We start from the raw sequence: 25,611 nt of genomic DNA on the forward strand, positions 1-25,611 counted from the left end.
CCGTGCGTGGTGTGGAGCCTAGACACCTCCACCACACCGGAGGTCTTCGCCATGATCAAGACCCAGCACTGTTAACAACGCTCGTGATCAATACACCTAGGCCGTTCGGCGGATGGGGCTCCCGCCCCCGCCGTCCGGATCTCCTCTCGTGATGAAGGCGGGCCGACAGGAGAAAGAGCAGGCCGGCCACAGTTCATGCGCGGTGGTCAGTGGCCGGACGTGGCCGCACCCCGCGCCACCGCACGTAGCTCCTCACCCGCTCCCGTCACGGCGATCGCTCCGTCCCTGTCCGTACGAAGTACGGCTGCCCCCTGGGCCCGCAGTGCGCCGATGGTGCGGGGCGCCGGATGGCCGTACGGGTTGTCGCGTCCGCACGAGATCAGGGCCAGCCGCGGCCGGGTGGCCACCAGCAGGCCGGGGTGCTGAAATGCCGAGCCGTGGTGGGCGACCTTGAGGATGTCCACCGGCGGCAGCCCTGGGTGGGCCCGTATCAGCCCCTGCTGCGCGGGCGGTTCGACATCTCCCAGGAGGAGCAGCGAGGGACCGCCCACGGCCCGGACGAGCAGCACGACGCTCGCGTCGTTCGGCCCTTCCGGCGGTGGCCCCGGCCCTGCGGCCGGCCACAGCACGCGCCAGTCCAACCGCCCCACCCGGCGCCGCTCCCCCGGCACCGCGCGGACGACCGGCACCCCGGCCGCCGCTGCCGTGCGCCGTACGAACGCCGCCTGGTCGTACGGCTCTTCGAGCGTCGTCGTCTGTACCACGCCGACCGCCCTGCCACGCAGTACGCCGGACAGCCCGGCCACATGGTCGGCGTGGAAGTGCGTGAGCAGCAGGAGCGGGATACGCGTGACACCCAGCTCGCGCAGGCACCGGTCGGTGAGCAGCGGGTCCGGCCCGGCGTCCACGACCACCGCCGTGCCCTCCCCTGCCGCGAGCACCGTGGCATCGCCCTGACCCACGTCGCACATCGCGAACGTCCATGCCGGCGGCGGCCATCCGATGACGACCCGGGTGAGCGGCACAGGACGCACCACCGCCACCAGAAGCAACAGGACACAGACGGCAGCCGGCCAGGGGCGGCGCGCCGACACGCGCACAGCCAGGACCGCCGCCACGCTGACCACGGCGAGCAGCAGGCCGCCGCGCCAGCCGCCCGGCCAGTCCATCTGGGCGCCGGGCAGCGCTGCGCCGGCCCGGGCGACCCCGGCGATCCACTCGGCCGGCCAGCCCGCGCACCGGGCCACCATCTCGGCGACCGGCATCGCCACCGGAGCCAAGGCGAGCGAAGCGAAACCCAGGACCGTGGCGGGCGCGACGGCGAGCTCGGCGAACAGGTTGCAGGGGATCGCCACGAGACTGACCCGCGCCGCGAACACAGCCACCACCGGGGCGCACAGCATCTGCGCCGCAGCGGCCGCGGCCAGCGCCTCCGCCGGCCGCCCCGGCATCCCGCGCCGCCGCAGGGCCTCGCTCCAGCGCGGGGCGACGGTCAGCAGCGCGGTGGTGGCCAGCACGGACAGCAGAAAGCCGTAGGTGCGGGCCAGCCATGGGTCGTACAGCACGAGCAGCAGCACGGCCCCGGCCAGCGCCGGAAGCAGCGATCTGCGACGGCCGGTCCCGACGGCGAGCAGCGTGATCAGCCCGCAGGCCGCCGCCCTCAGCACGCTCGGGTCGGGTCTGCACACCACCACGAAGGCGAGCGTGAGCGCCCCGCCGAACAGCGCCGTCGCCCGGAGCGAGATGCCCAACCGGGGCGCCAGCCCGCCGCGTTCCGCCCGCAGGGCCGTGCCGGGAGGGCCGATGAGCAGGAACAGCACCACCGTGAGGTTGCTGCCCGACACCGCCAGCAGATGAGTGAGGTCCGTCGCCTGGAAGGCGTCGTACAGCTCGGGCCCGATCCGGGAGGTGTCGCCGACGACCAGCCCCGGAAGCAGCGCGCGGGCGTCCGGTTCCAGTCCGTCGGTCGCCCGGCGCAGTCCGGCGCGCAGCTTCCCCGCCGTCCACTGGATCGCCGACGGCGGCCCGGTGACACGAGGGGGCCCGGCGCCCTGCACTCTCAGAACGGCGGCGAACCTGCCGTCCCCGTCCAGCGGTGGCTCCGACCGGGCGGACAGGCGCAGCCGGGTCGACGGCAGCAGCCGTAACCACTCCCCTGCCGACGCACCCGGCCTCGCGATCACGAGAACCGGTGCCCGGGTGGCAACGGCGGATCCGTCGGGCCCTGTCACCCGTGTGACCTCCGCGTCCAGCGCGACCGCTGCTCCCGTCATGTGATTGCCCCGGACGCGCGGCCGGATCGTCCGCGGATCGCCCGTGACCGTCAACTCCCCTGTGACGCGGCTGTACTGACGCGCGGCCTCCGGCACCGGCCCCCGATACAGATCGGCGCCGCACAGCCCGCCCGCCGCCGTCCCCGCGGCGGCGCAGAGGAGCACGGCGGCGGCCGCCACCCGGTTCCCCGAGCCGGGCCGCGACTGCTGTCGTACGGCACGCACCACCAGGGGCGCAAGGAGCATGGCGGCCGTGGCGAGGCACAGCACCACCACCGCGGCCGGCCAGGGCGGTCGAGCGGTCAGGGCGAAGGCCGCCGCGCCCCATGCCGCGAGTGCGGGTAGGACCAGGCGGAGGTCGACCGGGCCCTCCTGCCGGGGATCGGACGCGCCGAGCCGGTGCCCGGCCGCGGTGTGAACTCCCGGGCGCGTCATGGCCGTACCAGGGTCTGGAGGTCCGCGAACCGGCGGTCACCGATCCCCTTTACCTCGCGGAGCTCGTCCACGGAACGGAAACCGCCGTGCTCGGTGCGGTAGTCGACGATGTGCTGGGCGAGCACCGGGCCGACGCCCGGGAGGGTGTCGAGCTGCTCCACCGTCGCGGAGTTCAGGCTCACCGGCCCCATGGCCGGTCCGGCCGAGGCACCGCCCGTCCCGCTCGTCCCGCCCGGAGCGGGGGCGCCGAGCGTCGGCGGGGCACCCACGACCACCTGCTCGCCGTCCATGAGCACCCGCGCCCGGTTGAGCCCGGTGATGTCCGTCCCGGCCTTGACACCGCCCGCTGCGCGCAGGGCGTCGGCGACCCGCGAACCGGCGGGCAGCCGGAGCACTCCCGGCCGCCGCACCTTGCCGCTCACATCGACAACGATCCGTGCCCCGGGCCCGGCTGTGGGCGGCGGTCCTGGCGAGGGCTCCGGCTCCGGCCCGACAGGCGCGGCAGGGGCGGGACGGCTCTCCCGGACCAGCTCCGGCGCACGCACCGGCTCCGGCCGGCCGGTCCAGAAGTGCTGCACGGCGAACCCCACGGCCACCACGAGGACAACCGTCAGCGCGGCCAGTGTCCTCGGCTCCACCCCGCATCTGAGCTGGATCCACAGCGGCAGCCGCTCCCGCAGCGCGAGCCGTCCGCGCTCGCGCGCCGACAGCTCAGGCGTGGACGGACCCGGCTCCTCCCCTTCGGGCGCGGGCGGCCACGGCAGCGGCAGCGGCCCCGTCCTCAACGCACCGGGGGCACCAAGCGCTCCACCTGCGCGCGGCACTGCCTGCGCTTCCGGCGCTCCCGGCGTCCCCCGAACAGGCGTGTCCGCCGGCGCCGTGCCACCGGCGGAGGCCACAGCGCCGGCGCCGGGCGTCCGAAACAGCGCGTCCGCACGCCGACGCAGAGCCACTGCCGATCCCGACTGCGACGACCGCGACCGACGCGGCGACCGCGATGGCGACTGCGACTGCGACAGGTTCGACGACAGCGAGGGCGGTGGCAGGTTCGACGACGGGGTCGACGGCGAGATCGACGAAGCGGATGCCGGGCGTCGTCGCCCTGCCCGCAGCAGCCGTCTGCTGTCGCGGACACGGCCGTCCGAGGCGGGGGCACGGCCCGGGCCACTCGTCGCGGAGCGTGATCGGTACGTCATGCCCCACGACGTTAGGCACATCCGCCCAGGTCCGCCGAGCAGCATCAATTCCTGTGGATGCCCGGCCGGTTGTGGACAACTCCGTCACCCACCCGAGCGACTCAGCGAGGTGAGACCACAACCCCGAGGAGTCCAGGGCCCGTGTGGGCCCCGATCACGGCGCCGACCTCGCTGACATGCAGTTCCGCGAGATTGGGCACCCGCTCGCGGAGCCGCTCCGCCAGGGCGGACGCGCGCTCCGGCGCGGCGAGATGGTGCACCGCGATGTCGACCCGGCCCGCGACGCCTGAGCGTTCGGCGACGATCTCCTCGAGCCGGGCGATCGCCTTCGATGCCGTACGGACCTTCTCCAGCAGTTCGATCCGTCCGCCGTCGAGCTGAAGCAGTGGCTTCACCGCGAGCGCCGAGCCGAGCAGCGCCTGGGCCGCACCGATGCGGCCCCCGCGGCGCAGATAGTCGAGGGTGTCGACGTAGAAGTATGCGGACGTGCGTGCGGCCCGCTTCTCCGCCGCGGCCACCGCCTCGTCCAGCGTGCCGCCTGCATCCGCCGTCTCCGCCGCAGCGAGCGCGCAGAAGCCGAGGGCCATCGCGACCATGCCGGTGTCCACGACCCGCACCGGCACGGGCGCCTCACGGGCTGCCAGCACCGCCGCGTCGTAGGTGCCGGAGAACTCGGAAGACAGATGCAGTGAAACGATCTCCGTAGCGCCGGCCTCCGACCTCGCCCGGTAGGCCGCGGCGAACGTCTCGGGGCTCGGCCGGGACGTGGTCACGGAACGCCGTTTCTGCAGCGCAAGTGCGAGCGAGCGGGCCGAGATCTCGGTGCCCTCCTCAAGCGCCTGATCGCCCAGCACGACGGTCAGCGGTACCGCCGTGATGCCATGCCGCTCCATTGCCTGTGGCGGCAAGTAGGCCGTGGAATCGGTGACGATCGCGACATGGCGGGACATGAGCGGGAGGTTACCCGCAGGGGAGGCCGCACGGCAGCCCGACCCCACCCTCCCGATCGGTTCCGCTCTGCGGACGCCTCCGCCCCGAGCCGGTCGGAACCGGCCTCCGAGCCCGGCTCACAGCCCTCCACGTACCCTCAGCTCGGCTCGGACACGCATTCCGTTTCTGCAACTCGTCGACACCTCTGCCGACTTTTGCCCGGCGCGTACCGGCCGCGCCGTGTCTGTGGGCTCCCCCGTCTCCCGGGGTCCCCGCCTCCCGGCGTCGTCGTTGCTCCCCCGCACCCTGCCGCACCGCAGGTTCGTCAGTTCGTCGTCTCCGGACGCGACGTCTTCTGCCACGAGTACGTCGACGGCTGACGCGGATCACGCGCCGTGATCGCCTGGGGTCCGGCTGCGTCGGCGTCGGGCTCCGCCGCCCGTGCCTGCGCCGCCTCCGCCTCCGCTGCCGTACCAGGAGCCGGCTCGGAGACCGGGTACCCAGGCTCGGCCGCCGACGAGGGCGCCCCCGAGGCAGCGTCCCAGGCCCCCTCCGCCGCCCAGTCCGGCTCGGTACGCGACCAGTCCCGCAGCGCTCCTGCCTCCACGTCGATCTGCGCGCTCAGCGCCGCCAGGTCGTCCTCCGCGAAGGCCCGCGCCCGGTCCCTGGCCGCCCACCGCAGCGACTCCGCGGAGTGCGTGATCCGCTCCACCCGCTCACGCAGCTCCGGCAGCCGCTCGACAACCCGGCTCCGGTCGGGCTCACGCTCCAGCCGCCTCAGCTCGTCGTCCAGGTCGCGCCCGTGCACGCTCAGCCGCTCGAAGAGGCCTACCGACTCCTTCAGCGACGGATCCTCGGCCACGCCTGCAGCCAGCGCGTCCTGCGTGGCCTTCATCGACGTCCGCAGATGCAGACGCAGCTGTGCCAGCTCACCGGCCACACCGGCCTGCCCGAGGCTCTTCGCCCGCAGTGTCGTGTCCTCGACCGTGCGCCGGGCCTGGGTGATCGTCCGGTCCACGCCGCGCTTGGCCGCACCGATCGCCTTGACGCTCACGTACACCCCGAGCGCCATGAAGGCGACGAAGAGCAGCGCCAGGATGAGGATTACGGTTCCCATGGGAGCGCCCTCCGGACTCGCGGGCCTGCTGCCCGTGCGGTGTGTTCTTCCACCGTAAACGCAACGGGCAGGCCGAGGGTTCCAGCGGAACCCCCAACCTGCCCGTAGGGGTAACCCCCAAGAGGCCGCTATGCGGGGACGATGTTCACCAGCTTCGGCGCCCGCACGATCACCTTCCGGATCCCCGCGCCGCCCAGCGCCGCGGCGACCGACGCGTCACCCAGTGCCAGTGCCTCCAGCTCCGCGTCCGTGATCGACGGGGAGACCTCCAGGCGCGCCTTGACCTTGCCCTTGATCTGCACGACGCATGTCACGGTCTCGTCCACGACGTACGCCGGGTCGGCGACCGGGAAGTCCTGGTGCACCACGGAGTCGGTGTGCCCCAGCCGGCGCCACAGCTCCTCAGCGATGTGCGGCGCCAGCGGTGCGACCAGCAGGACCAGCCGCTCCGCGACCGATCGCGCGATCGGGCCGCCCGTCTTCGTCAGGTGGTTGTTCAGCTCGGTGATCTTGGCGATGGCGGTGTTGAAGCGCATCGCCTCCATGTCCTGCCCGACACCGTCGATGGCCTTGTGCAGGGCGCGCAGCGTCGCCTCGTCCGGCTCGTCGTCCACCACGGTGACCTCGCCGGTCGTCTCGTCGACGACGTTCCGCCACAGGCGCTGCAGCAGCCGGTACTGACCGACGACCGCACGGGTGTCCCACGGGCGGGAGACGTCCAGGGGGCCCATCGCCATCTCGTACAGACGCAGCGTGTCGGCACCGTATTCCGCGGCGATCTCGTCGGGCGTGACGGCGTTCTTCAGGGACTTGCCCATCTTGCCCAGCTCGCGCTTGACCGGCTCGCCCTCGAAGAAGAACTTGCCGTCCCGCTCCTCGACCTCCGCGGCCGACACCGGGAAGCCGCGGCTGTCCCGGAAGACGTAGGCCTGGATCATGCCCTGGTTGTACAGCTTGTGGAACGGCTCGGCGGACGAGACGTGCCCCAGGTCGAACAGCACCTTGGACCAGAAGCGGGCGTACAGCAGGTGCAGTACGGCGTGCTCGGCGCCGCCCACGTACAGGTCGACGCCGCCGTGCGGCTGACCGTCGCGCGGGCCCATCCAGTACTGCTCGATCTCGGGGTCGACCAGCTTCGACCGGTTGTGCGGGTCCAGGTAGCGCAGCTCGTACCAGCACGAACCGGCCCAGTTCGGCATGGTGTTGGTCTCGCGGCGGTACGTCTTCACACCGTCGCCCAGGTCCAGCTGGACGTTGACCCAGTCCTCGTTGCGGGACAGCGGGGTCTCGGGCTGGGTGTCGGCGTCGTCCGGGTCGAACGTCCGCGGCGAGTAGTCGTCGACCTCCGGCAGCTCCAGCGGCAGCATCGACTCGGGCAGCGCGTGGGCGACGCCGTCCTCGTCGTAGACGATCGGGAAGGGCTCGCCCCAGTAGCGCTGCCGGCTGAACAGCCAGTCGCGCAGGCGGAAGTTGATGGTTCCCTCGCCGATGCCGCGACCGGTCAGCCACTCGGTGATCTTCGCCTTGGCCTCGGCGACGCCCAGGCCGTCCAGCGAGATCTCGTCGTTCGACGAGTTGATCGCCGGTCCCTGACCGGTGTACGCCTCGCCCTCCCAGCCCTCCGGCGGCTGCACCGTACGGATGATGGGCAGGCCGAAGGCCTCGGCGAACTCCCAGTCGCGCTCGTCCTGGCCGGGGACGGCCATGATGGCGCCGGTGCCGTAGCCCATCAGGACGTAGTCGGCGACGAAGACCGGGATCCGGGCGCCGGTGACGGGGTTCAGCGCGTACGCGCCGGTGAAGACGCCCGTCTTGTCCTTGTGCTCGGTCTGCCGCTCGACGTCGCTCTTGGTCTGCGCCTGCTTGCGGTACTCGGCGACGGCCTCGGCCGGGGTCGCGGCACCGCCGGTCCAGGCGTCCCTGACGTCCTGCGGGATCCCCTGGGGCCATTCGGCAGGCAGGATCGAGTCGATCAGGCCGTGCTCGGGCGCCAGCACCATGTAGGTGGCGCCGAACAGCGTGTCGGGGCGGGTGGTGAAGACCGTGATCCGCTCGCTGTCGTGGCCCTCGACCGCGAAGTTGACGCGCGCGCCCTCGCTGCGGCCGATCCAGTTGCGCTGCTGCAGCTTGATCGCCTCGGGCCAGTCCAGTGCGTCCAGGTCGTCCAGCAGCCTGTCGGCGTAGGCGGTGATGCGCATGTTCCACTGGCGCAGATTGGCCTTGAAGACGGGGAAGTTGCCGCGCTCGGAGCGGCCGTCGGCGGTGACTTCCTCGTTCGCCAGGACGGTGCCCAGCCCGGGGCACCAGTTGACGGGAGCGTCGGAGGCATACGCCAGGCGGTACTCACCCAGCACATCGGCGCGCTCGACGGCGCTCAGCTCGCTCCACGGGCGCCCGGACGGCGTCGCGCGCTCCCCGCTCTCGAACTGCGTCACCAGGTCGGCGATCGGACGGGCCTTCTTCGCCTCGTCGTCGTACCAGGAGTTGAAGATCTGCAGGAAGATCCACTGCGTCCACTTGTAGTAGCCCGGATCGATCGTGGCGAACGACCGGCGCTTGTCATGACCCAGTCCCAGCCGGCGCAGCTGGACCTTCATGTTCTCGATGTTGGCCTCGGTGGAGACCCGGGGGTGCGTGCCGGTCTGGACGGCGTACTGCTCGGCGGGCAGGCCGAAGGCGTCGAAGCCCAGGGTGTGCAGGACGTTGTGGCCGGTCATCCGCTGGTACCGGGCGTAGACATCGGTCGCGATGTAGCCCAGCGGGTGTCCGACGTGCAGGCCCGCACCCGAGGGGTACGGGAACATGTCCATGACGAACTTCTTGGGGCGGGCGACGACGGCCGGGGCACCGGCCAGGTCACCGCTCGGGTTGGGCGCCTCGTACGTGCCGTCGGCGTCCCAGAAGTCCTGCCAGCGTGCCTCGATATCGGCGGCCATGGCCGCCGTGTAGCGGTGCGGTGCGGCCACCTCGGCAGAGGGGGCCCCACCCGAGCCGAAGGCTGTGGGGGAGGAATTCGTCTCGCTCATGATCCCTAAAGCTCCATCGATCGTCTCTGCCAGCGTTTCCGGAACGGGCTGTGCCCACAAACAAAAGGACCCCTCGCACAGGAGGGGACGCCGCGCCGATTCCGACCGGACGATTCACCGGTCGGGACTGATCAGCGCGGCCCGCTAAGCAGAAGGCGTACGGCACGCATGGCGTCAGGGTACCGCAGGGCCGGTACGGGCCGCATCGAGCGTCCACGGGGCAGAGGCGAACGCGATACGGCCACAGCATGAACCTGAACCGACGCCGCGCGAACACAATCGGGCCCGTTCCGCCCTCCGGGTTACTCGGCGTATCGACCCTATCCGGGGCAACCCCAGGGTCAGTTGCCGGTCAGCCTGACCACTAAACGAGGAAACCTCGTACTGCTTGGTATGGCTCGACCTAGCATGCGAACCACGGGACCGCTTTCCCGCACCATTCGGAGTCGCCCCCATGAACCCTCGTCGCAAGATCCGTTCGTCGCCCGGACCGAACCCAGGCCTGAGCCGGCAGGTGCAGGGCGGACTGAGTGCCGCCGCGCTTGTGCTCCTCCCTCTGCTCGCCATCGGAGGAAGTGATGCATTCCGCGCCGCGCTCGACTTCACCACCGGAGTTCTCTCCCTGGTATCACTCACGGCCTCGGTCGCCTGGGGTCTGATAGCCACCGACCGGCTGCTGCTCTCCACCCGTCACCGGCTGCTCGCCCAGGGCATTCACCGGGCAACGGCGGTTGCTTCACTCGGATTTCTGCTGCTGCACGCCACGGTCAAGGTCTCGCTCGGACACGTCGAACTGCTCGGGGCGCTGATCCCGTTCGGCCTCGGTGTCACCGGTACATCCGGCCTCATCGGATTCGGCTCCCTCGCCGGACTGCTGATGGTGATCGCCGGCTCGACGGGCGCCGCGCGCAGCGCGCTTGCGGGCAACATCCGGACCGCCGCCCGCTGGCGGGCCCTGCACATGCTGGCCTACCCGGCATGGTGCTCGGCACTGATGCACGGCCTCTACACGGGTCGCCCCGCGGCCACCTGGGTGGTCGTCATGTACTGCCTCGCGCTGGCAGGTGTCGCCGCCGCCGTGTCCCTCCGGCTGCTGCCGCCCCAGATGCAGCGGCGCCTTGCCGAGCGGCTCATCGCGCTGGTCGGGTCCGGCGGCCGCCCGGCCGAGGCACCCGAGCAGCCCCTGCGCGACCTGTCGGTCGCTCCTCTGCCCGGCACCGCGGGCGACGCATCGCAGCCCCAGTACGAGCGCGAGTTCCCGAGGCGGCGTCCGGCCGGCCCGGACGAACCGCTGGGCCGGCCGATCGGTCAGCCCCTGGGATCGCCGCTCGGGGCCCCCGTGGGGCAGCCACTGGCCCCGCCGCGCGGAGAGCCCCGGCGCATCGCTGCCCCCGCGCAGCCGCTCTACGAAGCGGCGCCGCCCCCGTCCGCCGAGCCGGCCACGGCCGCGGGGTCCTTCCCCGGAGCCGGCCCGGTGACAGGCGGACCGCTGTCCGGCGAAGGTCCCGGAACGGGGATCTCCGCCGCCTACCGCGCCGTCTCCCTGGCCGGTGAGACCGCTTCCCGCACGGCGGGCGCCCGTGCGACAGGAGCAGCGGCCCGTACGCCAGGGGCGGCACCTGCGCCCTCGGGCGAGATACCCCTCGCCGAGCGCATCCCCATGACCGAGGAGCTCCCCGTGGTGGACGAATCCGGTCCCCGCCCCGAGTTCTGGCCGACTCCTTCCCCGCCGCCACCCGGACAGGCGTTCCCCCCGCCGGTCGCGTCCTCGCGGTACGAGACGGGCGTCCCCTACGAGACCGGCACCACGCCCCAGTACGCCGACCCGTACGACCCGGGGTCGGCGTCCGCGTACGGCACCGGCAGCGGCGCCGCCACCAGCGGCTACGACGGCCTGACACCCACCTCCCCGCTCCCCCGCTCGCTCGACGACACCCAGCCGTCGCCCGGCCCCCTCTATCCGCCCCCGGCCGGGGAACCCTGGAACGCACCCGCAGGAGACCGACCGTGAACACCCCCCTCCCCGATGTCCCCGAAGTCCGCGTCGTCGGCCTCCCCCAGCTGACCCAGGGCTTCGATCTGGTCGAGCGCCTCGACCTCTCCATGCACCTGAAGGTGCACGGACCGCTCGAACCCGTGACCGGGGAGCTGCTCGCCCAGCTCGCCGAGGGCATATCCCTGCGGGGCCGCGGCGGAGCCGGCTTCCCCTTCGGCCAGAAGCTGCGGGCCGTGGCCAAGGCGTCGATCCGGCGCGGAGTGCGGCCCGTCGTCGTGATCAACGGCAGTGAAGGCGAGCCCGCCTGCCGCAAGGACACCGTTCTGCTCAACCGGGCGCCGCATCTCATCCTGGACGGCGCCCTCCTGGCGGCCGAGGCGCTGGGCGCCCGCACGCTGATCGTGGCGGTGACGCGCAACTCCACGGAGATCTCCATGCGAGCGGCTCTCGCCGAACGGGGACTGTCGGACCGGCGCGGCCAGCAGCTGCGCGCACGGGTGCAGCGCAACCCCGAGCGCATGGTCTCCGGAGAGGCATCAGCGGTCATCCGGGCCATCGGCGGCGGCCCCGCGCTGCCCCCGGGCCGCCGCGAGCGCGCATCGGACTCGGGCGTCGCCGGGGCGCCGACGCTCCTGTCGAACGCGGAGACGTTCGCGCAGCTGGCCATCGCCGCCCGGATCGGCGCGCGCCGGTACAGCCACACGGGCCTGGAGAACGAGCCGGGCACGGTGATGCTGACGGTCTCCGGGGCGGTCGCCCGCCCCATGGTCATCGAGGTGCCGACCGGTGTGCCGATGCGGTACGTGCTCCAGCTGGCGGGCGCTCCGCCGGTCCCCCAGGGTGTGCTGACCGGTGGCTACCACGGCAACTGGATCGACGCCGCAGCCACGCACGAGGCCGTGATCTCGCGGGAGTCGCTGGCCAACGTGGGCGGCTCGCTGGGCGCGGGTGCGATCCTGCCGATCGGCCCGGACACCTGCCCCCTCGGTGAGGCGCAGCGCGTGGCCAACTGGCTCGCGGCCGAGACGGCCGGCCAGTGCGGTCCCTGCAAGCTCGGTCTGCCGGCGGCTGCGGGCGGACTGTCCGACGTGATCAACGGCGGCGGACCGGCCGCCCTGGAGGCGCTGCGCGAGGTGACCCAGGCGGTGAAGGGGCGCGGCGCGTGCAAGCACCCCGACGGCTCGGCGCGCTTCTTCGCCTCGACCCTGTCGGCGTTCACGGACGATCTCGCCGCCCACGTCCTGCACGGCGGCTGCGGCCGGGAGACGATCGGTGTGCTGCCGCTGCCCGTTCCCGGCTACCAGGACGCGGAGGAGTCCATCCCGAGCGGTGAGAAGCTCGCCGTGGACTGGACGCTCTGCCAGGGCCACGGGATCTGCGCGGAGATCGTTCCCGAGCTGATCCGCATGGGCGCCGACGGGTATCCCTCGGTGGCCGAGGCCGCGGTGCCGATGCACATGCGCGGGCGTGCGCAGCGTGCAGTGCGCCGCTGCCCGGCGCTTGCGCTCCGTATCGAGCAGGCGCCTTCCGAGCGCCCGGCGTTGCCGAGCAGCAACCGCAAGGCCCTTGGCAGCGGCCGGGGTTGACGGGAGACACAGAAGAGGGCCATCCGGATCGGATGGCCCTCTTCTTCTGCTCTTACCGAGCTGCTGTGGAGCTAAGGAGAATTGAACTCCTGACCTCTTGCATGCCATGCAAGCGCTCTACCAACTGAGCTATAGCCCCTTGCTGTGTGCCGCCCCGTTCCCGGGTTTCCCCCGCGGCGACAGAGAGAACATTACACGGTCACCCCGGTGGTCCACCAAATCGTTTCCGGCCTGGACAAGCTTGACCGGATGCGTCCGGTTGATCCCTTTTCCGGAGGTCGCCGACGATCGCCCTCAGGCCGTCGCGTACGGACTCAGGCCGTCGCGTGCGGGCTCAGCTCAGGCCATCGCGAACGGGCTCAGGCCGTCGCGAACGAGTAGAACCGCTTCAGGGTGCAGTGCTCATCGAGCAGCCGGCCGTAGATCGGCTCCCCCTCGAGCTCACGGTACGTCTCGATGGGGTCGCCTTTTATGATCAGCGCCCGCGCGCACTCCTCGCACCAGTACTGGTACTCGGGGTTGACGGGGTCCATGTCGCGGACGATCGGCGTACCGCTGCCGCACCAGTCGCATTTCCGCCTGTGTGCACCCATCATTCAGCTCCAGCTGTGGCCGCAGGCCGTGCACACGTACGAGATACCTCCGTTGTCGCCGAGCACTTGGGCGACATGGGGCGAACCGCACGAGGGGCAGCTGAGGCGAGCTGTGGCCTCCGCAGCGGCGAGCAGGTCATCGTCCTCCTCGATGCTGCTACCGGGCATCGCCTCTCCCTCCCGTCCAGGCCGTCGTCCCCTCCGGCCGTCCCGATTCTGCCATGGCCCCGCAAGGGGGTCAGCGCCGTCGGGGGTACGAGACCGGCGGGAATGCAGAAATCCCGCCCCCTGCGGGGACGGGATCCTGATGTTGAAGCTTGTGGAGCTAAGGAGAATTGAACTCCTGACCTCTTGCATGCCATGCAAGCGCTCTACCAACTGAGCTATAGCCCCTTGTGTTCTTCGCGCTCCGCGCTGCGAACAAGAAGAACCTTAGCCTGTGACCAGCCGGAAAGTGAAATCCGGCCGGTCCCGGGCCTGCGCACGACCTGCCGGCTGCCTGCGCACGGCCTGCGCACCGACCTGCCGACTGCCTGCGAACGGCCTCAGTCGTCGTCGCCGAGGACCGGCTCGGGGAGCGTGCCGGCGTTGTGCTCCAGCAGCCGCCAGCCGCGGGCGCCTTCGCCCAGCACGGACCAGCAGCAGTTGGAGAGGCCGCCCAGACTCTCCCAGTGGCGCGCCTCCAGGCCGAGCAGCCGGCCGATGGTGGTGCGGATCGTGCCGCCGTGGCTCACCACGACGAGCGTGCCGCCGGAGGGAAGCTTCTCGGTGTGCCCCAGCACGAAGGGCGCTGCCCGGTCGGCGACCTCGGTCTCCAGCTCGCCGCCGCCGCGGCGCACGGGCTCACCACGCTTCCAGGCCGCGTACTGGTCGCCGTACTGCCCGATGATCTCGTCGTGGGTCAGCCCCTGCCAGACGCCCGCATAGGTTTCACGCAGAGCGGCATCGAAGGTGATGTCGTGCCCCGTGATCGCGGCGAGCTGGTGGGCCGTGGCGACCGCCCGCTTGAGGTCGGACGCGATGATCGCGTCCGGCTTCATCGAGGCCAGCAGCCGCGCGGCCCGGCGGGCCTGACCGACGCCGGTCTCGGTCAGCTCGATGTCCGTGGAGCCCTGGAAGCGGCGCTCCAGATTCCATGCGGTCTGGCCGTGCCGCCACAGAACGATGCGGCGGCCCCTGCCCGGACCCGTGTCAGTGACGCTCAGCTCAGCTCACCGTCCGTCCCGCTGCCGTCGCCGGCGAGGCGGGCGTGCTCCTCGGCCTTGCCGCGGGTCTTGACGGCGTCTTCGGGCAGCGGCAGCTCGGGGCAGTCCTTCCAGAGCCGCTCGAGGGCGTAGAACACACGCTCCTCGCTGTGCTGGACGTGCACGACGATGTCGACGTAGTCGAGCAGGATCCAGCGCGCGTCGCGGTCGCCCTCGCGGCGCACCGGCTTGGCGCCGAGCTCCTTCAGCAGCTTCTCCTCGATCTCGTCGACGATCGACTTGACCTGGCGGTCGCTGGGGGCGGAGGCGAGCAGAAAGGCATCCGTGATCGACAGCACGTCGCTGACGTCGTACGCGATGATGTCGTGCGCGAGCTTGTCCGCTGCCGCCTGGGCGGCGACATTGATGAGCTCGAGGGAACGGTCCGTGGCGGTCACATGCAGGCTTTCGTCGGCGGTCAAGACCCCTCCAGGGTCTCACGGACCGCCGACAGCCCACGCAGTGATTGTCCCGGCGCCCCGAGGGACGGCCGGACACTGTCCATGTCCAACCCTGCGATCAGCGCTTGATCTCCGTGATCAGCGCCCGAATCTCTGTGATCAGCGCTTGACCTTGTAGTTCTGGCCGAGGATGACCGTGACATCTGCGTTGGCCGCCGCCTTGCCCTTCTCGACCGCGCTCTCCGGCAGCCCGAGGGTCTTGGCGACCTCCACGGCCTTCGCCTTCTGGGCCTCGTCACCGTAGGTGACCCGTGAGGAGGAAGTGGTGTCCGCCTTGCCCGCGTCGACGAAGGCATAGCCGCCGTTGACCAGGGCGATCCTGGCGGTTTCGGTGGCATCGCCGTTTCCGGAGGCGTTCCGTACGCCGACCCGTACCGCCGCGCCCTGTTCAGGAGCGCTGACCTTGCCGCCCAGGACGTCCTTGACGACGCCGGCGCTCGCCTCCTGGCTGAGCGTGCCGTCCTGCTGGACGGGCAGCAGGGCGGTCTTGTAGTCGCCGCCCTTCGCGTACTCGGAGAGCTTGGCGAGCGAGGCTCCCAGGTCCTTCTCGGGCAGCGAGGGATCGAGGATCTGCGCCAGGGTCTCGATGGTCACCGTCGCGCCTCGCGGATCGCTCGAGACCTTCCGCAGCACCCCGTACATCACCTGGCCGAAGCGCTGCAGCTGCTCGGCCTCGGCTTCGCCGGCAGCACGGTAGGTGGCGTAGCCGACGGCCATCCGACCATTGAGTGTCTGGTTCTCGCCCTTCTTCACCAGCGGAGCCTCGCCCTTCTTGGCGGGAGGCACCTCGGCGTTGGTGTCGATGTCGATGCCGCCGACCAGTTCGACGAGGTTCTCCAGGTAGGGGGTGTCGAGCCGCCAGGTGCCGGTGATCTTGGTTCCGAGCAGGGTGCCGATCGACTCGCGGGTGCCGGTGGAGCCGTCTTCGTCGACGGACTTGCCGAGGGTGGTGGCGACGCCCTCGTCATCGGCGACGGAGAGCGAGTTCGGGAGCAGGACGGTGGTGCCCTGCTTGGTGGTCTCGTTGTCGACGAGGAGGGCGGTGGAGGTGCCGCCCTGCTTGGTGTTGTGCAGATGGACCACGATGACGTCGCGCTTCTGCGCACCGGTGGCGGTGTTCCGGGCCGTGCCGGAGCTGGAGGTGCCGGGCAGTTTGTCCGTGTACCAGAGGTAGCCGACCCCACCCGCGACCGCGAGGGCCAGGACGACGACGAGGGCGACGACCCGGTTGCGGCCTCGGCGCTTGGCCTCTTCGCGGCGTTCGGACCGGCTCTCGGTGAACTTGAGCCAGTCGATGACGTCCTCGGAGTCCTCGTCCGGCTCCTCGATGAACGAGAACTGCTCGGTCCGGTACTCGCGGTCCTGGCGGTCCCTGCCCGAGCCGTCGCCACGGCCCGGGCCCGCCGGAGCGGGGCGGCGCTGGCCCGGTACGGAGGCGGGGCCCTGCGGGGCCCGGGGGGCCGCCTGGGGCTGAGCCTGCTGCGGCGGGATGCTCCACTGCTGCGTGGTGTCCACGGCGGCCTGCTGGCCGGTGTCGTAGCCGTAGCCGTCGTGGTCGTAGCCCTGCTGGGTCTGATGGGCCTGGGGCGTCTGCGGGCCCTGCTGCGCGTACGGGTCATAACCCTGGGGCTGCTGCGGCTGGGCGTACGGGTCGTATCCGTAGCCCTGACCCTGCCCCTGGCTCTGCGGGCGCCCTTGCTGTCGGCCTTGCTGCTGTTGCGGCCGCTGCTGCGGCGGGTACGGGTCGTAACCCTGTGGCTGCTGAGGGTGGTGGGGCTGCTGGTAGACCGGCCGTCCGTACTCGTCGTAGCCGATGATCTGAGGCTGCTGCGAGTAGTACGGGTCGTACGGGTTCTGCTGGTCGTTCACCGGTGCCCCTCTCCGTGGCTCAGTCGCCGCGGTACAACTGGCGCTTGTCGATGTAGCGCACCACACCGTCCGGCACCAGATACCAGACGGGGTCGCCCTGCGCGACCCTCGCCCGGCAGTCGGTGGACGAGATGGCCAGGGCCGGCACCTCCACCAGGGAGACACCGCCCTTGGGCAGCCCGTCGTCGGTCAGGTCGTGGCCGGGACGGGTGACACCGATGAAGTGGGCGAGCGAGAAGAGTTCTTCGGCGTCCCGCCAGGTGAGGATCTGCGAGAGCGCGTCGGCTCCGGTGATGAAGAAGAGATCCGAGTCGCTGTTGAGCGCCCGCAGGTCCCGCAGGGTGTCGATGGTGTACGTAGGGCCGCCGCGGTCGATGTCGATGCGACTGACCGAGAACTGCGGGTTGGACGCCGTGGCGATGACCGTCATCAGATAGCGGTCCTCGGCCGGAGAGACCGCCTTGTGACCCTTCTGCCACGGCTGCCCGGTCGGTACGAACACCACCTCGTCGAGGTGGAACAGGGCGGCCACCTCACTGGCGGCCACCAGGTGTCCATGGTGGATCGGGTCGAATGTCCCGCCCATGACGCCGAGTCGGCGCTTGCCGCCCCTGGTAGGCATTTCCTGCTGTCCCTTGCCCATGCGTGCAGAGCCTACTGGCACGGCTGTCCGGTCCCGTATCAGCGGTCGCGGTTGAAGCGGGTGGTGATCCACAGCAGCAGAAGCAGGATGAAGAAGGCGCCGCCACCGGTGAGGTAGGGGCTGAGGCTTTCGTGGGCACCCTCGTGCTCGGTGACCTCGGCGAGAGAGACCAGGTTGGCGGCGGTGCTGGCGAGGCTCATCTTCTGCAGGACCTATCGATCGGGAGTCGGAGCGGAGACTTCGCGCACATCGTATGCGGGAGGTGCGGGCACGCTCACGCCGACTCAGTCGTTGTCGCTTTCGCCGCCGGCTTCGGTGGCGAGCGTGGTGCATGCGGCGCCGACGGCGTCCGCGTAGTTATCCACAGGCCCCCGCGGCGCCGCAACCCCAGCACCTAGTCTGGGGTCTGTCAGGGGGACGGGTCAGATCGCGTAAGGAACAGGGGGCATCCGATGACCGACAGCAGTTCCGAGAATGTGCCGAGCAGGCAGCGCAAGCGCTTCCCGGACATCTCCTCCCGGGCGTACGAGCATCCTGCGGACCGCTCCGCGCTGGTCGCGCTGCGCAAGCTCACCGGCTTCGACACCGTCTTCAAGGCGCTGAGCGGTCTGCTGCCCGAGCGCAGCCTGCGGCTGCTCTTCCTCTCGGATTCCGTACGGGTGAGCGACGCCCAGTTCGCGCATCTCAACGCCATGCTGCGCGACGCCTGTTACATCCTGGACCTGGAGAAGGTCCCGCCGATGTATGTCACACAGGACCCGAAGCCCAATGCGATGTGCATCGGGCTGGACGAGCCGATCATCGTCGTCACGACAGGGCTCGTGGAGCTCCTCGACGAGGAGGAGATGCGGGCGGTCGTCGGCCACGAGGTGGGACACGCCCTGTCCGGCCACGCCGTCTACCGCACGATCCTGCTCTTCCTCACAAGTCTGGCGCTCAAGGTCGCCTGGATCCCCCTCGGCAATGTCGCCATCATGGCGATCGTGACCGCCCTACGGGAGTGGTTCCGAAAGTCGGAGCTCTCGGCCGACCGGGCCGGGCTACTGGTCGGCCAGGATCTGCAGGCGTCGATGCGCGGCCTGATGAAGATCGCCGGTGGCAACCATCTGCACGAGATGAACGTGGACGCGTTCCTGGAGCAGGCCGAGGAGTACGAGGCGGGGGGCGACCTGCGGGACTCCGTGCTGAAGATCCTCAATCTCCTGCCGCGCACACATCCCTTCACCACGGTGCGCGCCGCCGAGCTGAAGAAGTGGGCCGAGAGCCGCGACTACCAGCGGATCATGGACGGCCACTACGCGCGCCGCACGGAGGACAAGGACACCTCGGTCACGGACTCCTTCCGCGAGTCGGCATCGCACTACGCGGACTCGGTGCGGACCAGCAAGGATCCGCTGATGAAGCTGGTCGGGGACATAGCCGGGGGCGCCGGTGACCTGGGTGGCCGACTACGCGACAAGTTCACGGGCGCGGGCGGCGCGGCCGGTGCGGACCGCGACGGCGGCAAGGGCGGCGGAGGTCAGGGCGAGGGCTGAGCGTCGGGGGCAAGGGTGCCGCAGAGCGCCGCGGCGGCCCGGTGCGTCTCGTACGGGTCGGTGCCGGCCGGGCCCTCGGCGGTGGCCCGCTCGCCGGCCAGCAGCGGCTGCAGGGCCCCGGAAGGGTCGGCCGAGCAGGCCATCGGTCCGGCCTGCACGTAGCTGAAGACCAGCTCGGCGCGGTGGGTGCGCAGATCGTCGCGGTCGAAGCGGAAGTGCAGCTCGCGGCGGACGGTGAACAGGGAGGCGTCGTCCGCGTGCTGCTCGCCCCCGGAGGCGGTGGCGGCATCCGGTCCGGGCCCGGCTCCCGCTCCGGCAGGACGGAGCGCGTAGGCGAAGGTGTGGTCCGAGATCACTTCGAGGGCATTGGGTCCGGCGTCGTGGACGCGGAGCGTGCCCTGGACCCTCACCTCGGGGTCGGCGAGGGCGACGTGCGCCGGGTCGAAGCGCACCAGCCAGCCGGTGGCCGCGTGCCGGCCGTCGTCCGCCGGGGCATCGAGGGACCGGTCGAACTGCTCAAGCTGGTCCGGGTCGAGGAGCACCCGTACCGGCCGTGCCGCGGCGCCGGTGAGCACATCGGGGGCGAGCGAGGACTCCACGAGGTAGTCCTTGGCGATGGTCAGCGCGGTCATGACCTGGCTTTCCGAGAAGTTCCTGGTGCGCATGGCGGCCGGGAGGGTGATTCCGGCGGCTCCTGTGCGGAACTGGGCGGCCTGGCTCTGTTCGTACAGCTCGTCGGGCTCCCCGCCGGGCACGGCGCCCGTGGGCGCCAGAGGTATGACCGTGCTCCGCAGGGGCCCTGCGGGCTGGGCGGGCGGCGGCTGGTAGGGGTGGCGGACACCCATGTAGATCGCGGTGCCGAAGGCGAGGACGATCAGCAGGACCAGCAGGAAGGCCTGCCTCGACCCGGTCCCTGCGCCCCAGCCCGGGCGACTGCGAACGGCCCTGGCGTGGTCGCCCATGCGCTCCGCGGCGGAGTACTCCTGGAGGCGGGCAGCGCGGATGAACGATTCGTCGAAGACGACGGACCGGTACTCGTCCTCACCTCCGCCGGGGAGCCCCTCGGGTGTCCCCTCAGGTGGGTCTCCACGCCCTGCCATACCTTCAGGTTAGGTCCGGGGAAGCCGACGTAAACGCGGTGCTGCGCGACAAGTTCTGACAAGGTCCTACGCACTCCGTCAGGGGGTGCGGGGCACGGCGGAGACGGGAGGTGCGGAGTACTCCGCGGAGGCGGAGGGGCTGGTCACGCGCTCCGGCGCGAGTGTCCCGGAGGGGACGTCGACACCGGTCGTGGCGGGCGGAGGGACGCGGTCCTGGCGGTTGGCCGACGCACCGCGGTAGACGGCAGTGAAAGCGAGGGCGACCATGCCGATGCCCATCACGAGGGCAAGCACCCAGGCGACGGGGCGGTGCCAGCGGGCGGCGCCCCGGTACGGGCGCAGGGAGCCGCCGTGAGGGTAGGGGTCGAGGTACCGCCCGGCGCGATCGTCCGGGTCATATTCGTCGTACGGGCGCTCGCTGCCGTACTCGCCGCCCGGGCCGTAGCCGTCGTCGTAGAGCTCGTCGTCCGCGGGACCCGCTCCGGCACGGGCGCGGGCGGCCTCCGCCTCGGCGCGCGCCTGAGCGGCCGCCAGCAGCCGCTCGACGGCGGTCGGCTCATGGATCGCGGCTGCCCGTACGAAGTCCTCGTCGAACACCACGGAGGCGAAGTCCTCGTCGGCGCCTCCGCGGTCGTCGTCGGGCTCCCAGCCGTCCGGAAACGGCCTGCCCCCCACGTCGTCCGGCACGCCTTTCAGAGTAGACCGGGGCGTGGGTTTTGGGCAGGGAGTGCGGGCAACTGCCCGCACTTCTCGGTCACCGAATGTGACCGTCGCCGGTGACGATGTACTTCGTCGAGGTCAGCTCGGGGAGCCCCATCGGGCCGCGGGCGTGCAGCTTCTGCGTGGAGATACCGATCTCGGCGCCGAAACCGAACTGGCCCCCGTCGGTGAAACGGGTGGACGCATTGACGGCGACCGTCGTGGAGTCGACCAGTTGGGTGAAGCGACGGGCTGCGGCCTGGGAGGTGGTGACGATGGCCTCGGTGTGACCGGAGGACCAGAGGCGGATGTGTTCGACAGCCTTGTCGAGGGAGTCGACCACGGCGGCGGCGATGTCGTAGGAGAGGTACTCGGTCTCCCAGTCCTCCGCCGTGGCGGCCACGACGGTCGCCTTGGAGCCCTCGGCGAAGGCCAGGGTCCGCTCGTCGGCGTGGACGGTGACGCCGGCCTCGGCGAGGGCGTCCAGGGCACGGGGCAGGAAGGCGCCGGCGATGTCCTGGTGGACGAGGAGGGTCTCGGCGGCGTTGCAGACGCTGGGTCGCTGGGCCTTGGAGTTGATCAGGATGTCGACGGCCATGTCGAGGTCGGCCTGGGCGTCGACGTAGACGTGGCAGTTGCCGGTGCCGGTCTCGATGACCGGGACGGTGGACTCCTCGACGACCGTGCGGATGAGGGAGGCGCCGCCGCGCGGGATGAGGACGTCGACGAGGCCGCGGGCACGCATCAGCTCGCGCACGGAGTCGCGGCTCTCGCCGGGGACGAGCTGCACGGCGTCGGCGGGCAGCCCGGCGCCGCCGACCGCGTCACGCAGGACCCTCACCAGGGCGGTGTTGGACGAGTAGGCGGAGGAGGAGCCACGGAGCAGAACGGCGTTTCCGGACTTCAGGCAGAGGGCGGCGGCATCCACCGTGACGTTCGGGCGGGCCTCGTAGATGATGCCGACGACACCGAGCGGAACGCGGACCTGGCGCAGGTCGATGCCGTTGGGGAGGGTCGAGCCGCGGACGACCTCGCCGACGGGGTCGGGCAGTGCGGCGACGTCACGGACGTCGGCGGCGATGGCACGGATCCGCTGCGGGGTGAGGCTGAGCCGGTCGATGATCGCCTCGCTGGTGCCGGCTTCGCGGGCGCGGGCGGTGTCCTCGGCGTTGGCCTCGACGATCTCGGCCGTGCGGACCTCGAGGGCGTCGGCGATCGCCAGCAGGGCGTCGTCCTTCACCGAGCGCGGGAGTGGCGCGATCTCGGCGGCGGCCGCGCGGGCCCGGTAGGCGGCCTGGGCGACCGGGGACATGTTGTCGTAGGGCGAGAGCGAGGTCATGCCCGCAGGGTAATGCGCGGTCCGCGGACATCCCTCGCGTATTCCGTACTGCGAGACGCGGTACGAGACGCGGTACGAGACGTGGTACGAGACGGCACGGGCCCCGGTACGAGGCCGGGACCCGTGTGCGCCGCCGACGGCGGACCCGCCGGCGAAAGCCTCAGAAGGGGTGAACGCCGACAGGGGCCGCGGGCGGCGGGCCGTAGCCCTCCGCGATGCGCTGGTGGTAGGTCTCGCGGTCGATGACCTCCAGGCCGACGATCTTCCACGGCGGCAGCTTGGCGCTGGAGCGGTGCTCGCCCCACAGGCGCAGCGCCACCGCGGCCGCGTCGTGCAGGTCCCGGGCCTCTTCCCAGTAGCGGATCTCGGCGTGGTCGTTGGCGTACCGGCTGGTCAGCAGGAACGGGTGGTCGTGCGCGAGCTGTTCGAGACCGCGCCTGACCTCCTTCAGCGGGGCCTCCGCACCAGAGACGCAGAGGGTGATGTGCCAGAGCTTGGACACCGCGCGGTCTCTGCCGTACGTCTCCGGGTGCAGGCTCGCATCGTGCTCGCTCGCACCGTCGGCGCGGGTGTCCGTGCCGACCGCGCCGGTCGTGTCGTCGTCGCGCTCGTCGTCGGTGTCGTCGGTGCCGTTGTCGAAGTCGGGCCCCGCCTCCACACTGGTGAGGGCCCGTTGCTCCCCCACGGCCCTGCGGGTGCGGGTCGTGCCCCCTGTCCCTCGGGGCGCCGCCCCTGGGCGCGCTCGTCTCACCGGCGGCCTCCTGTTGATGCGTTGTGGTGCTGAACCCCGCCCTGTCCCCGTGCCAAAGTTCCCCTGACAAAGTTGACCAGTCCCGGGCCAGTGGTGGGGCGGTTTTGGTGAAGGTCCTTGTCGGTAGGCAGGAGTTTCAGCCGTTTCAGGGGTTTGTCAGGGCTGCAGGACGACGAGATCGTCTCTGTGTACGACCTCCCGCTCGTAGGCGGGACCGAGCTCCTTGGCCAGCTCGCGGGTGGAGCGGCCGAGGAGTTGCGGGATCTCTTTCGCGTCGAAGTTGACGAGCCCGCGGGCGACGGCGCGGCCCTCGGAATCGCGCAGCTCCACCGGGTCCCCGGCGCTGAACTCGCCCTCGACCGCGGCGATTCCGGCGGGCAGCAGCGACTTCCTGCCCTGGACGACGGCGTGCACGGCCCCGTCGTCCAGGGTCAGCGAGCCCTGCGGGGTCGAGGCATGCGCGAGCCACAGCAGCCGGTCGGCGGAGCGGCGGCCGGTGCGGCGGAAATAGGTGCCGGTGTCGCGTCCGGCGAGGGCGTCGGCGGCCCTGCTGGCGGAGGTGAGGACGACGGGGACGCCCGCGGCCGCGGCGATCCGGGCGGCCTCGACCTTGGTGACCATGCCGCCGGTGCCGACGCCTGCCTTGCCCGCCGAGCCGATCGAGACGCCCTCCAGGTCGGCGGGGCCACGGACCTCATGGATCCGGGAGGTCCCGGGCTTGCTCGGGTCGCCGTCGTAGAGGCCGTCCACGTCGGAGAGGAGGACGAGCAGATCGGCCCGTACGAGATGGGCCACGAGGGCGGCGAGCCGGTCGTTGTCGCCGAAGCGGATCTCGTCCGTGGCGACGGTGTCGTTCTCGTTGACGACAGGGACGGCGCCCATGGCGAGGAGCTGGTCGAGGGTGCGGTAGGCGTTGCGGTAGTGGGCGCGGCGGCTGGTGTCGTCGGTGGTGAGGAGCACCTGGCCGACGCGGACGCCGTAGCGGGCGAAGGAGGCGGTGTAGCGGGCGACGAGCAGGCCCTGGCCGACGCTGGCCGCGGCTTGCTGACGGGCCAGGTCCTTGGGCCGGCGGGCCAGGCCGAGCGGTGCGAGTCCGGCGGCGATGGCGCCGCTGGAGACCAGCACTATCTCCTTCTCACCGCCGCTGCGGACCTTGGCGAGTACGTCGACGAGGGCGTCCACCCGGTCGGCGTCGAGGCCGCCGGCGGCCGTGGTGAGCGAGGACGAGCCGATCTTGACGACGATCCTGCGGGCTTCCGCCACGTACTGCCTTGCCACTGTCTGCCTTGCACCTGTCACAAGGGCGAATCTATGCCAGGCCGCGTCTTCGGTGCTCGTGCATTTCATCCGCTGGACAGCCCGACGGACGCATCGCCGGCCGCATGGCGAACTCACCCGCCGGGCAGCCCGGCCGGGCTCACCCGCTGGACAGCCGGGACAGCCGGGACAGCCGCGACAGGCCGGCCCTCACCCGGCCCAGACCGTATCCGGCTGCCACCCGCCGCAGGCGCCGGACAGCGCGCCGCGTCACGCGGCGGGAGAGCGGGAGACGCGGCTCGACCCGCCGCTCGCCGATCCGCTCGGTCACGGTCACCTCGTACGCGGACAGGGGGATTCCGGCGTCCGGGTCACCGAAGTGCGGATACGCGAGATGCTCCCGGCCGCGGCGGCGCACCACCTCGGGCCGGCCGCCGTCGCGGACGAAGACAAGCACGTCCCGCAGCAGATCGGGTCGGCCCAGAGCCGCGCAGGTGAGCCGCAGCCGCTCCTCCGCCCGGAGCCGGCGCGCCACACCGGGGGTCCAGTAGGCGGCCATGAGCGGGGCGGCGAGCTCCATCTTGTGCCGGAGGTGCTCCTCCGGCTGACGCAGCACGATCGGGCCGAACTGCGGCAGCAGGGTGATCGTGAAGGGCCTGACCATCAGCAGGTCGCGGCGCTCGCCGGGCGGTACGTGGGCGGCGATCAGCTTCATCAGCGCGGCGGCAGAGTCGAAGCGGGGCTCGTAACCGCCGGTCTTCGTCAGGTGTTTCCCGTCCTCCCGGCCGACCAGGTAGTAGCACGTGTAGTCGGCGACGACGGAGACTCCCGCGCCTCGCAGGTACGCCTCCATCGTGAACAGCGCGTCCTCGCCGGTACGCAGGGACTCGTCGAACCTCATGCCGTGCCGTACGAGCAGCTCGCGCCGGAACAGTTTCTGCGCGCTCAGCGTGAACTTGACGTTGGAGGTGCAGATGTCGGCCCGCTCCACGGTGCGGCCCCACATCGACTTGGCGGCGTTGCGGTTGACGCCGACGACCTTGCCGAGGACGACGTCCGTGCCTGCCCGGTCGCCCATCGCCACCAGCCGCTCCAGTGCTTCCTCGCCCAGGTGGTCGTCGGCGTCGAGGAAGAAGACGTAGCGGCCGCGGGCCATGGCCAGGCCGGTGTTGCGCGGGCCGCTGGGGCCGCCGGAGTTGGGCTGGCGGACCACCCGCATCGGCACTTTCGTCCGGGCCGCGAAGTCCTCCAGGTACTCCCCCGTGCCGTCGGTCGAACCGTCGTCGACAGCGACGATCTCTATCCGGGCGGACCCGAGCGTCTGGGCCTCGACCGAGTCGAGGCACTTCACGAGATACGGCATCGCCTCGTAGGCGCCGATGATCACGCTGACATCGGGACAGTCCTCGGGACAGTCCTCGGGGGCATCCGGAAGGGCCTCTGCAACGGCGTCCGGAACGGCGTCTGGAACGGCGTCCTGAAGGGATCGGCTGTCGGACATCGACACATCGTCCACAGCGCATGTATCAGCGGTGTGACGGCACGCGCAACGGCCCGTAAG

General features: G+C 71.2%; 21 protein-coding genes and 2 tRNA genes. 3 read left to right on the top strand and 20 right to left on the bottom strand.

Going from position 1 to position 25,611, the window contains the following annotated elements; translation table 11 throughout:
- Window positions 1-206: 206 nt before the first annotated feature.
- From ACWCXB_RS06200 to leuS, 5 genes are all read right to left on the bottom strand, one after another.
- Window positions 207-2,708: a ComEC/Rec2 family competence protein gene (locus ACWCXB_RS06200; RefSeq protein WP_450719557.1), complete on the bottom strand. Its 2,502-nt coding sequence runs from the start codon at window positions 2,706-2,708 to the stop codon at window positions 207-209.
- Window positions 2,705-3,904, bottom strand: coding sequence for a helix-hairpin-helix domain-containing protein (locus ACWCXB_RS06205; RefSeq protein ID WP_450719559.1), 1,200 nt, complete (start codon window positions 3,902-3,904; stop codon window positions 2,705-2,707). Before ACWCXB_RS06205 ends, ACWCXB_RS06200 begins: the two co-directional genes overlap by 4 nt.
- A 101-nt stretch (window positions 3,905-4,005) precedes the next feature.
- On the bottom strand, window positions 4,006-4,854 hold the full coding sequence (locus ACWCXB_RS06210) for a DegV family protein (protein WP_450719561.1): 849 nt from the start codon (window positions 4,852-4,854) through the stop codon (window positions 4,006-4,008).
- A gap of 305 nt (window positions 4,855-5,159) precedes the next feature.
- Entirely contained in the window at window positions 5,160-5,951 is a 792-nt protein-coding gene (locus ACWCXB_RS06215) for a hypothetical protein (RefSeq protein WP_450719563.1), read from the bottom strand.
- A gap of 128 nt (window positions 5,952-6,079) precedes the next feature.
- A complete protein-coding gene (gene leuS / locus ACWCXB_RS06220) occupies window positions 6,080-8,977 on the bottom strand; it encodes a leucine--tRNA ligase (RefSeq protein ID WP_450719565.1) in 2,898 nt (965 codons plus the stop codon).
- Between the two features lie 454 nt (window positions 8,978-9,431).
- Between leuS and ACWCXB_RS06225 the strand changes: the two genes are divergently transcribed.
- A complete protein-coding gene (locus ACWCXB_RS06225) occupies window positions 9,432-10,988 on the top strand; it encodes a ferric reductase-like transmembrane domain-containing protein (RefSeq protein WP_450719567.1) in 1,557 nt (518 codons plus the stop codon).
- On the top strand, window positions 10,985-12,559 hold the full coding sequence (locus tag ACWCXB_RS06230; RefSeq protein WP_450719569.1) for an NADH-ubiquinone oxidoreductase-F iron-sulfur binding region domain-containing protein: 1,575 nt from the start codon (window positions 10,985-10,987) through the stop codon (window positions 12,557-12,559). The genes ACWCXB_RS06225 and ACWCXB_RS06230 overlap by 4 nt, the downstream gene beginning before the upstream one ends.
- Before the next feature lie 66 nt (window positions 12,560-12,625).
- On the opposite strand, the gene ACWCXB_RS06235 is transcribed toward ACWCXB_RS06230, so the two are convergent.
- The 9 genes from ACWCXB_RS06235 to ACWCXB_RS06275 all read right to left on the bottom strand — a co-directional run bounded on the left by ACWCXB_RS06235 (window position 12,626) and on the right by ACWCXB_RS06275 (window position 17,569).
- Window positions 12,626-12,698, bottom strand: a tRNA-Ala gene (locus tag ACWCXB_RS06235).
- 220 nt (window positions 12,699-12,918) lie between these two features.
- Complete coding sequence (locus ACWCXB_RS06240; protein WP_026277450.1) at window positions 12,919-13,152, bottom strand: hypothetical protein; 234 nt, start codon at window positions 13,150-13,152, stop codon at window positions 12,919-12,921.
- 3 nt (window positions 13,153-13,155) lie between these two features.
- Complete coding sequence (locus tag ACWCXB_RS06245; RefSeq protein ID WP_450719571.1) at window positions 13,156-13,320, bottom strand: hypothetical protein; 165 nt, start codon at window positions 13,318-13,320, stop codon at window positions 13,156-13,158.
- 152 nt (window positions 13,321-13,472) lie between these two features.
- Window positions 13,473-13,545 (bottom strand) — tRNA-Ala (locus ACWCXB_RS06250).
- Between the two features lie 152 nt (window positions 13,546-13,697).
- The gene (locus tag ACWCXB_RS06255) at window positions 13,698-14,357 is read right to left on the bottom strand and encodes a histidine phosphatase family protein (RefSeq protein WP_450720058.1); all 660 of its coding nucleotides are present in this window, start codon (window positions 14,355-14,357) and stop codon (window positions 13,698-13,700) included.
- Window positions 14,354-14,794, bottom strand: a complete 441-nt coding sequence (gene rsfS / locus ACWCXB_RS06260; protein ID WP_450720060.1) for a ribosome silencing factor — start codon at window positions 14,792-14,794, stop codon at window positions 14,354-14,356. Before rsfS ends, ACWCXB_RS06255 begins: the two co-directional genes overlap by 4 nt.
- A gap of 162 nt (window positions 14,795-14,956) precedes the next feature.
- The gene (locus ACWCXB_RS06265; RefSeq protein ID WP_450719573.1) at window positions 14,957-16,726 is read right to left on the bottom strand and encodes an LCP family protein; all 1,770 of its coding nucleotides are present in this window, start codon (window positions 16,724-16,726) and stop codon (window positions 14,957-14,959) included.
- A gap of 19 nt (window positions 16,727-16,745) precedes the next feature.
- Window positions 16,746-17,348, bottom strand: coding sequence for a nicotinate-nucleotide adenylyltransferase (nadD, locus tag ACWCXB_RS06270; RefSeq protein ID WP_450720062.1), 603 nt, complete (start codon window positions 17,346-17,348; stop codon window positions 16,746-16,748).
- Window positions 17,349-17,407: 59 nt separating this feature from the next.
- Window positions 17,408-17,569 carry a hypothetical protein gene (locus ACWCXB_RS06275; protein WP_450719575.1) on the bottom strand — a complete coding sequence of 54 codons (162 nt, stop codon included), beginning with the start codon at window positions 17,567-17,569 and terminating at the stop codon, window positions 17,408-17,410.
- 252 nt (window positions 17,570-17,821) lie between these two features.
- On the opposite strand from ACWCXB_RS06275, the gene ACWCXB_RS06280 reads away from it, so the two are divergent.
- Window positions 17,822-18,904, top strand: a complete 1,083-nt coding sequence (locus ACWCXB_RS06280) for a M48 family metallopeptidase (protein ID WP_450719577.1) — start codon at window positions 17,822-17,824, stop codon at window positions 18,902-18,904.
- Here ACWCXB_RS06280 and ACWCXB_RS06285 read toward each other — a convergent pair.
- From ACWCXB_RS06285 to ACWCXB_RS06310, 6 genes are all read right to left on the bottom strand, one after another.
- Window positions 18,889-20,004 (bottom strand): SCO2583 family membrane protein, encoded by a 1,116-nt coding sequence (locus tag ACWCXB_RS06285; protein ID WP_450719579.1) that lies wholly within the window; start codon window positions 20,002-20,004, stop codon window positions 18,889-18,891. The two genes, ACWCXB_RS06280 and ACWCXB_RS06285, sit on opposite strands and share 16 nt — an antisense overlap.
- A 78-nt stretch (window positions 20,005-20,082) precedes the next feature.
- A complete protein-coding gene (locus ACWCXB_RS06290) occupies window positions 20,083-20,691 on the bottom strand; it encodes an SCO2584 family spore wall biosynthesis protein (RefSeq protein ID WP_450719581.1) in 609 nt (202 codons plus the stop codon).
- 67 nt (window positions 20,692-20,758) lie between these two features.
- Window positions 20,759-22,042, bottom strand: coding sequence for a glutamate-5-semialdehyde dehydrogenase (locus ACWCXB_RS06295; RefSeq protein ID WP_450719583.1), 1,284 nt, complete (start codon window positions 22,040-22,042; stop codon window positions 20,759-20,761).
- Between the two features lie 160 nt (window positions 22,043-22,202).
- Entirely contained in the window at window positions 22,203-22,793 is a 591-nt protein-coding gene (locus ACWCXB_RS06300) for a hypothetical protein (protein WP_450719585.1), read from the bottom strand.
- Window positions 22,794-22,949: 156 nt separating this feature from the next.
- Window positions 22,950-24,056, bottom strand: coding sequence for a glutamate 5-kinase (gene proB / locus ACWCXB_RS06305; RefSeq protein WP_450720064.1), 1,107 nt, complete (start codon window positions 24,054-24,056; stop codon window positions 22,950-22,952).
- A 154-nt stretch (window positions 24,057-24,210) separates the two neighbouring features.
- Complete coding sequence (locus ACWCXB_RS06310; RefSeq protein ID WP_450719587.1) at window positions 24,211-25,551, bottom strand: glycosyltransferase family 2 protein; 1,341 nt, start codon at window positions 25,549-25,551, stop codon at window positions 24,211-24,213.
- Between the last annotated feature and the right edge of the window lie 60 nt (window positions 25,552-25,611).

The sequence above is a fragment of the Streptomyces sp. NPDC001514 genome (assembly GCF_053597075.1).

Coding starts and splice junctions, on each gene's coding strand:
- ACWCXB_RS06200 (WP_450719557.1), bottom strand. CDS start 2,708: ATGACGCGCCCGGGAGTTCACACCGCGGCCGGGCACCGGCTCGGCGCG.
- ACWCXB_RS06210 (WP_450719561.1), bottom strand. CDS start 4,854: ATGTCCCGCCATGTCGCGATCGTCACCGATTCCACGGCCTACTTGCCG.
- ACWCXB_RS06310 (WP_450719587.1), bottom strand. CDS start 25,551: ATGTCCGACAGCCGATCCCTTCAGGACGCCGTTCCAGACGCCGTTCCG.
- ACWCXB_RS06275 (WP_450719575.1), bottom strand. CDS start 17,569: ATGAGCCTCGCCAGCACCGCCGCCAACCTGGTCTCTCTCGCCGAGGTC.
- ACWCXB_RS06295 (WP_450719583.1), bottom strand. CDS start 22,042: ATGACCTCGCTCTCGCCCTACGACAACATGTCCCCGGTCGCCCAGGCC.
- leuS (WP_450719565.1), bottom strand. CDS start 8,977: ATGAGCGAGACGAATTCCTCCCCCACAGCCTTCGGCTCGGGTGGGGCC.
- ACWCXB_RS06225 (WP_450719567.1), top strand. CDS start 9,432: ATGAACCCTCGTCGCAAGATCCGTTCGTCGCCCGGACCGAACCCAGGC.
- ACWCXB_RS06205 (WP_450719559.1), bottom strand. CDS start 3,904: ATGACGTACCGATCACGCTCCGCGACGAGTGGCCCGGGCCGTGCCCCC.
- ACWCXB_RS06245 (WP_450719571.1), bottom strand. CDS start 13,320: ATGCCCGGTAGCAGCATCGAGGAGGACGATGACCTGCTCGCCGCTGCG.
- ACWCXB_RS06240 (WP_026277450.1), bottom strand. CDS start 13,152: ATGGGTGCACACAGGCGGAAATGCGACTGGTGCGGCAGCGGTACGCCG.
- ACWCXB_RS06280 (WP_450719577.1), top strand. CDS start 17,822: ATGACCGACAGCAGTTCCGAGAATGTGCCGAGCAGGCAGCGCAAGCGC.
- nadD (WP_450720062.1), bottom strand. CDS start 17,348: ATGCCTACCAGGGGCGGCAAGCGCCGACTCGGCGTCATGGGCGGGACA.
- ACWCXB_RS06285 (WP_450719579.1), bottom strand. CDS start 20,004: ATGGCAGGGCGTGGAGACCCACCTGAGGGGACACCCGAGGGGCTCCCC.
- ACWCXB_RS06215 (WP_450719563.1), bottom strand. CDS start 5,951: ATGGGAACCGTAATCCTCATCCTGGCGCTGCTCTTCGTCGCCTTCATG.